Here is a 5,339-nt window from a genome sequence, read left to right on the forward strand (position 1 = left end):
ACCTGACCAACCACTACTAGGGCCAAGGCGCTTCACGGACTGCTCGGCCGGCCCCGTGCAGCCGCTGACGGCCTGACCGCCGGCCACCGCGCGGCCGACTCAGGGGGTGACGTCCGCGTCGCGGGCCATGAGCGCGGCCTGGACGCGGTTGCTGACGTCCAGTGCGGTCAGGATGCGGCTGACGTGGGCCTTGACGGTGCTCTCGCGCATGGTGAGGCGGGTGGCGATCTCGGCGTTGGTGTCGCCCCGGGCGAGGAGGGCGAGTACGTCGCGTTCGCGGGGGGTGAGCCGGTCGACGCGGGCCTGGGCCTGGACCGCCTGGGGCCGGGTGGTGGCGTGGTAGCGGTCGATGAGGCGGCGGGCCGCTGTGGGGTGGAGCATCGCGGATCCGGCGGCCACCAGATGGACGGCGCGCAGGATCTCGGCGGGGTCGGTGTCCTTGAGGAGGAAGCCGTCGGCTCCGGCGCCGAGCGCGTCGTAGACGTATTGGTCGAGGTCGAAGGTGGTCAGGGTGATGACCTTCGGCGGGTGGGGCAGTGCCCTCAGCCGGGCGGTGGCGGTGATGCCGTCCATGCGGGGCATGCGCACGTCGACCAGGGCGACGTCGATGCGGTGGGCGCCGGCCTGCTCGATGGCCTGGAGGCCGTCGGCCGCCTGGGCGACGAGGTCGATCTCCGGGTCGCTGTCGAGCAGGTCGGCCAGGCCGAGGCGGACCAGGGCGTCGTCGTCGACGATCATCGCGCGGATCATGCTCATGCGGGAGTGCCGTTCTCTTCGGTGCTGTTCTCTTCCGTGCCGTTCTCTTCCCTGTCGGCCGGGTGGGGGAGGCGGGCGGCCAGGCGCCAGGAGCCCCCGCCGGCCGGCCCCACGGTCAGATGGCCGCCGAGGGCGCTGACGCGTTCGCGCAGGCCGACGAGCCCGTAGCCGGAGCCGACGGTCGCCGTCGGTCCGGGGCGACCGGCGGGGTTGGTGACCTCCACCAGGGTGGCCGGCGCCCGGTAGTCGACCGTCATGGTCACCGGGGCGCCGTCGGCGTGCTTGCGGGCGTTGGTCAGGGCTTCCTGCGCGATGCGGTACACGGCCAGACGGTGGGTGGTGGGCGCGTCCTCCGGCCGACCGTGGACCGTCAGGACCACCGACTGGGAGGCGGCACGGGCGTCGTCCACCAGCTGCCGGACATCGCCGGGCACCGGCGCGGGCACGGCACCGGCACGGTTGGGTGCGGCGCCGTGCGGCGCGGCGCCGGGAGCACGCAGCACACCGAGCACACCCCGCAGATCGGTGAGCGCTTCCGTGGAGGCGCCCCGCAGCAGGGCCAGTCGTTCGGCGACCGGCTCGGGCAGGGTGTCACCACGGGTGGCCAACACGCCCGTGTGCAGGGCGATCAGGCTGAGCCGGTGGGCGAGGACGTCGTGCATCTCCGCCGCGATCCGGGACCGCTCCGCGACCCGCGCCGCCTCCTCGCGCAGCTGTGCCTCGACACGCAGGTGCTCCACGTCGGCCGCCAGTGCCCGCACCAGACGTCGGCGGCTACCGATCCACAGGCCGACGACATACGCGAAAGCCCATATGAACAGTGCGGTGATGTACTGCTGCTGGTGCCACAACCGGGTCGGCGGATAGCCGACGAGGTTGGCGCCCAGCACCGCGACGACACAGAGGCCCGCCGCTCGCGTCCGGCGGGCCGCGGCCAGGTCGTACAGGACGACAGCCATCAGCAGTGTGCCGATCCACCCCCACCACGCGGTGACCGCGGCAACCACGAGGGGTGCGACGGGCCACCGCAGCCGCGGCACGAGCAGCACCACCGCGCACACCACGGCCGAGGCACTGATGGGGACCACATACCGGCCGTCGCTGACAAACCGCACGGCGTTCAACGCGGCGACGGCGGCGAAGAATGTCACGGTCGCGCCGCGCCCGACGGCCACCACCCCCGCCTGAATCTTGCTGCTGTTCACCGTCGGAATCCTAGGCAGGCATCCGCCGGGCGTCCTTCGACGACCGGCGACGCGTACCCCCCACTTTCGTAGGGGGAAGCCGTGGGAGAACGGCGGATTCGCCGCCGCGCGGCGATTTCTAGCGTCGTCCGCATGGATGACTGGTGCACCTCCCCCGAACGCGTTCCGGCGCAACGGCAGGCCGACCGCTGGATGTTCCTGATCGAAGCGGCCCGTGATCTGCGTACCACCGGCGCGATAGCCCCCAGCGGCAGGGCCCTGGCCCGTGCCCTGACCGATCCCGTCCGGGCCCAGGGGTCCCGTCCGCTCGCCGTCCTGGAGGTCGGCGCCGGCACCGGCCCGGTCACCCGGGCCCTGATCCCCCAACTCTCCCGGGGCAGCCGCCTGGACATCGTGGAGGCGAACCCCCGCTTCGCCGCCCAGCTGCGCCGTCTGGTCGCCGGGCACCCGGACCTGGTCCCGACGTCCGGACGGGTGCGCGTGCACGAGACCTTCGTCGAGGAGCTGGACACCGACCAGCGCTACGACGTGATCGTCTCCGGCCTGCCGCTGACCAACTTCGCCCCCGACCAGGTCGAGCGGATCATGGCCCGCTACCTGGACCTGCTGCATCCCGGCGGCACACTCACCTACTTCGCCTACCTCGGCACCCGCAGGGCACGCGCCCTGACCGCCTCCCGGGCCGAAGCACGCCGTCACGCAGCGGTGGACGAGGTCATGGCTGCCTACCAGCGCGCCCACGCCACCGGCCGCTGGACGGTCTGGGCCAACCTGCCCCCCGCCCATGTCTGGCACCTGCGTCGGCCCCGCGTGTCCGCGCAATCCTCCGAGCGGCGTCTCGCCGAGGCGCGTCGGTGAACGCCGTCGCCGACATCCTGGGCCACCTCCCGCCGGTCGCGGTCTACGCGGTCGTGGCCGCGGCGGTGCTGGCCGAGTCGGTTCTGCTGGTGGGCGCGTTCATCCCCACCCTGACCCTGCTCCTGACCGCGGGCGCGCTCGCCCGGACCGGGCACGTCAGCCTGCTCCTGATCATCGTCGCGGCGGCCGGCACCGTCGTGGCCGGTGACTTCCTCGCCCATCGCACCGGCCGGTTCCTCGCCGACCGGCTGCGCACCGGCGCGGCGGGCCGTCGCGTTCCGCCCGCCGTCTGGGCGCGGGCGGAGACGCTGATGGACCGCCACGGTGGCCGCGCCGTCCTCCTCGCCCGTTTCATTCCCGTGGTCCGCACCCTCGCCCCCCACTGCGCGGGCGCCGCGCATGTGCCCTACCACCGCATCGCCCCGTACAGCGTCACCGCGGCCTGCGCCTGGGCGACCGCGGAGGCCTCGGTCGGATACGCGGCCGCCTCCTCCCTCCAGTACCTGCTCACCGTGGCCGGCCCCGCCGCGGCCCTCCTCGTCCTGATCGCGACCGCGGTCGTGCTCGCGGTGCGGCGCGGCAGACCGGGGCAGGAGGAAGGGGTGGCGTGACCGTCCGAGGGATCCGGTACGCGACCTAAAGCCCATGGCTGCTCGAACCTAAATCCCATGCCTGATTGCCTAATACCTTTAGGAAACTCCATAATCGATCCCACTCGATGGGAGGAAGACCATGGCGCGGGTGGGGCTCACCCCGGAACGTCTCGTCCGGGCGGGCGCGGAGCTGGCCGACGAGGTCGGGTTCGACGAGGTGACCGTCTCGGCGCTGGCCCGGCGGTTCGACGTCAAGGTGGCCAGCCTGTACTCGCACGTGCGGAACTCCCACGACCTACGGACCCGTATCGCCCTGCTCGCCCTGGAGGAACTCGCCGACCGTGGCGCCGCCGCGCTCGCCGGACGCGCCGGGAAGGACGCCCTGGCCGCCATGGCGAACGTGTACCGCGACTACGCCCGCGAACACCCCGGCCGCGCCACCGCCGCCCGTATGCGGCTCGACCCCGAGACGGCCGCCGCCAGCGCGGGCGTCCGACACGCCCGGATGACTCGGGCGATCCTGCGCGGCTACGACCTGGAGGAACCGGACCAGACCCACGCCGTCCGGCTGCTCGGCAGCTTCTTCCACGGCTACGTCAGCCTCGAACTCGGCGGCGGGTTCAGCCACAGCCTCCCCGACTCCGAGGAGACCTGGACCCGGCTGCTCGACGCCCTCGACGCGCTGCTGCGCAACTGGCCCGCACCCTCCGCTCCTTGACCCCAGGTGAGGCATGCACACCGACGACCACTGGATCAGCACCCCCCTCACGGCCGACCTGCTGCGCGGCGCCCTCGACCTGGAGCGCACCGAGCACGGTCTGCTCCCGCACCGGCTCCCCGCACGCGCCCGCGCCCAGTGCTCCGACCCCCAACTCGCCATGGCGGAGGCCCAGCCCTCCGGCGTACGCCTGGTGCTGCGCACCCGCGCGACCACCGTCGAACTCGACACCCTGCCCACCAAGCGGAACTACGTCGGCGCCCCGCCCCGCCCGGACGGCGTCTACGAGCTGCTCGTGGACGGCGTCCCGACGGGCCGGGGGAGCGTCACCTCGGGCCACACCCTCACCATCGACATGACGGCCGGAACCACCGAGCGCGAACCGGGCGCTCCGGGCACCGTCCGCTTCACGGACCTCCCGGACACCGACAAGACCGTCGAGATCTGGCTCCCGCACAACGAGACCACCGAACTGGTCGCGCTGCGCACCGACGCCCCCGTGGAGCCCGCCCCGGACCCCGGCCGCCGGACCTGGGTGCACCACGGCAGCTCGATCAGCCACGGCTCCGACGCCACCGGCCCCACCGGGATCTGGCCCGCCGTCGCCGCGTCCCTCGGCGGTGTCGAACTCATCAACCTGGGCTTCAGCGGCGGCGCGCTCCTCGACCCGTTCACCGCCCGCACCATCCGTGACACCCCCGCCGACCTGATCAGCCTCAAGATCGGCATCAACATCGTCAACCACGACCTCATGCGCCAGAGGGCCTTCGCCCCCGCCGTCCACGGCTTCCTCGACACCGTCCGCGACGGCCACCCCACGACGCCCCTCCTCGTCGTCTCGCCCATCCTGTGCCCCATCCACGAGACGACCCCCGGCCCCTGCGCCCCCGACTTCTCCGGCATCGGGGAGGGCCACCTGCGTTTCCGCGCCATGGGCGACCCCGCGGAGGTGCCCCTGGGCAAGCTCAACCTGGAGGTGATCCGGGCCGAACTCGCCCGCCTGGTCGCGTACCGGGCGAAGAGCGACCCGAACCTCCACCACCTGGACGGCCGCGACCTGTACGGCGAGAAGGACGCCGAGGCCCACCCCCTCCCCGACGACCTCCACCCGGACGCGCCCACCCACCGGCTCATGGGCCGCCGCTTCGCCGCCCGCGCCTTCACCGCCGAGGGCCCCTTCGCACCCTGAAGGGCAGCGGCCCCCTGGCC

At 73.1% G+C, this 5,339-nt stretch carries 6 protein-coding genes; 4 read left to right on the forward strand and 2 right to left on the reverse strand.

Annotated elements, in window-relative coordinates:
• Nucleotides 1-99 precede the first annotated feature (99 nt).
• The gene (locus tag AOK15_RS11190) at nucleotides 100-750 is read right to left on the reverse strand and encodes a response regulator (protein WP_055515444.1); all 651 of its coding nucleotides are present in this window, start codon (nucleotides 748-750) and stop codon (nucleotides 100-102) included.
• Between the two features lie 2 nt (nucleotides 751-752).
• Nucleotides 753-1,961: a sensor histidine kinase gene (locus AOK15_RS11195; RefSeq protein ID WP_079058415.1), complete on the reverse strand. Its 1,209-nt coding sequence runs from the start codon at nucleotides 1,959-1,961 to the stop codon at nucleotides 753-755.
• 132 nt (nucleotides 1,962-2,093) lie between these two features.
• Here AOK15_RS11195 and AOK15_RS11200 point away from each other — a divergent pair, with 132 nt between their 5' ends.
• The 4 genes from AOK15_RS11200 to AOK15_RS11215 all read left to right on the forward strand — a co-directional run bounded on the left by AOK15_RS11200 (nucleotide 2,094) and on the right by AOK15_RS11215 (nucleotide 5,319).
• Nucleotides 2,094-2,819, forward strand: a complete 726-nt coding sequence (locus AOK15_RS11200; RefSeq protein ID WP_055515446.1) for a class I SAM-dependent methyltransferase — start codon at nucleotides 2,094-2,096, stop codon at nucleotides 2,817-2,819.
• On the forward strand, nucleotides 2,816-3,430 hold the full coding sequence (locus tag AOK15_RS11205) for a DedA family protein (protein ID WP_055515448.1): 615 nt from the start codon (nucleotides 2,816-2,818) through the stop codon (nucleotides 3,428-3,430). The genes AOK15_RS11200 and AOK15_RS11205 overlap by 4 nt, the downstream gene beginning before the upstream one ends.
• A gap of 121 nt (nucleotides 3,431-3,551) precedes the next feature.
• Nucleotides 3,552-4,130, forward strand: coding sequence for a TetR/AcrR family transcriptional regulator (locus AOK15_RS11210; RefSeq protein WP_055515450.1), 579 nt, complete (start codon nucleotides 3,552-3,554; stop codon nucleotides 4,128-4,130).
• 13 nt (nucleotides 4,131-4,143) lie between these two features.
• On the forward strand, nucleotides 4,144-5,319 hold the full coding sequence (locus AOK15_RS11215) for an SGNH/GDSL hydrolase family protein (RefSeq protein WP_055515452.1): 1,176 nt from the start codon (nucleotides 4,144-4,146) through the stop codon (nucleotides 5,317-5,319).
• The last annotated feature ends 20 nt before the right edge of the window (nucleotides 5,320-5,339 follow it).

It is taken from the genome of Streptomyces ossamyceticus, from assembly GCF_001418475.1.
Classification (GTDB): Bacteria; Actinomycetota; Actinomycetes; order Streptomycetales; family Streptomycetaceae; genus Streptomyces; species Streptomyces ossamyceticus.

Coding starts and splice junctions, on each gene's coding strand:
- AOK15_RS11190 (WP_055515444.1), bottom strand. CDS start 750: ATGATCCGCGCGATGATCGTCGACGACGACGCCCTGGTCCGCCTCGGC.
- AOK15_RS11210 (WP_055515450.1), top strand. CDS start 3,552: ATGGCGCGGGTGGGGCTCACCCCGGAACGTCTCGTCCGGGCGGGCGCG.
- AOK15_RS11200 (WP_055515446.1), top strand. CDS start 2,094: ATGGATGACTGGTGCACCTCCCCCGAACGCGTTCCGGCGCAACGGCAG.
- AOK15_RS11215 (WP_055515452.1), top strand. CDS start 4,144: ATGCACACCGACGACCACTGGATCAGCACCCCCCTCACGGCCGACCTG.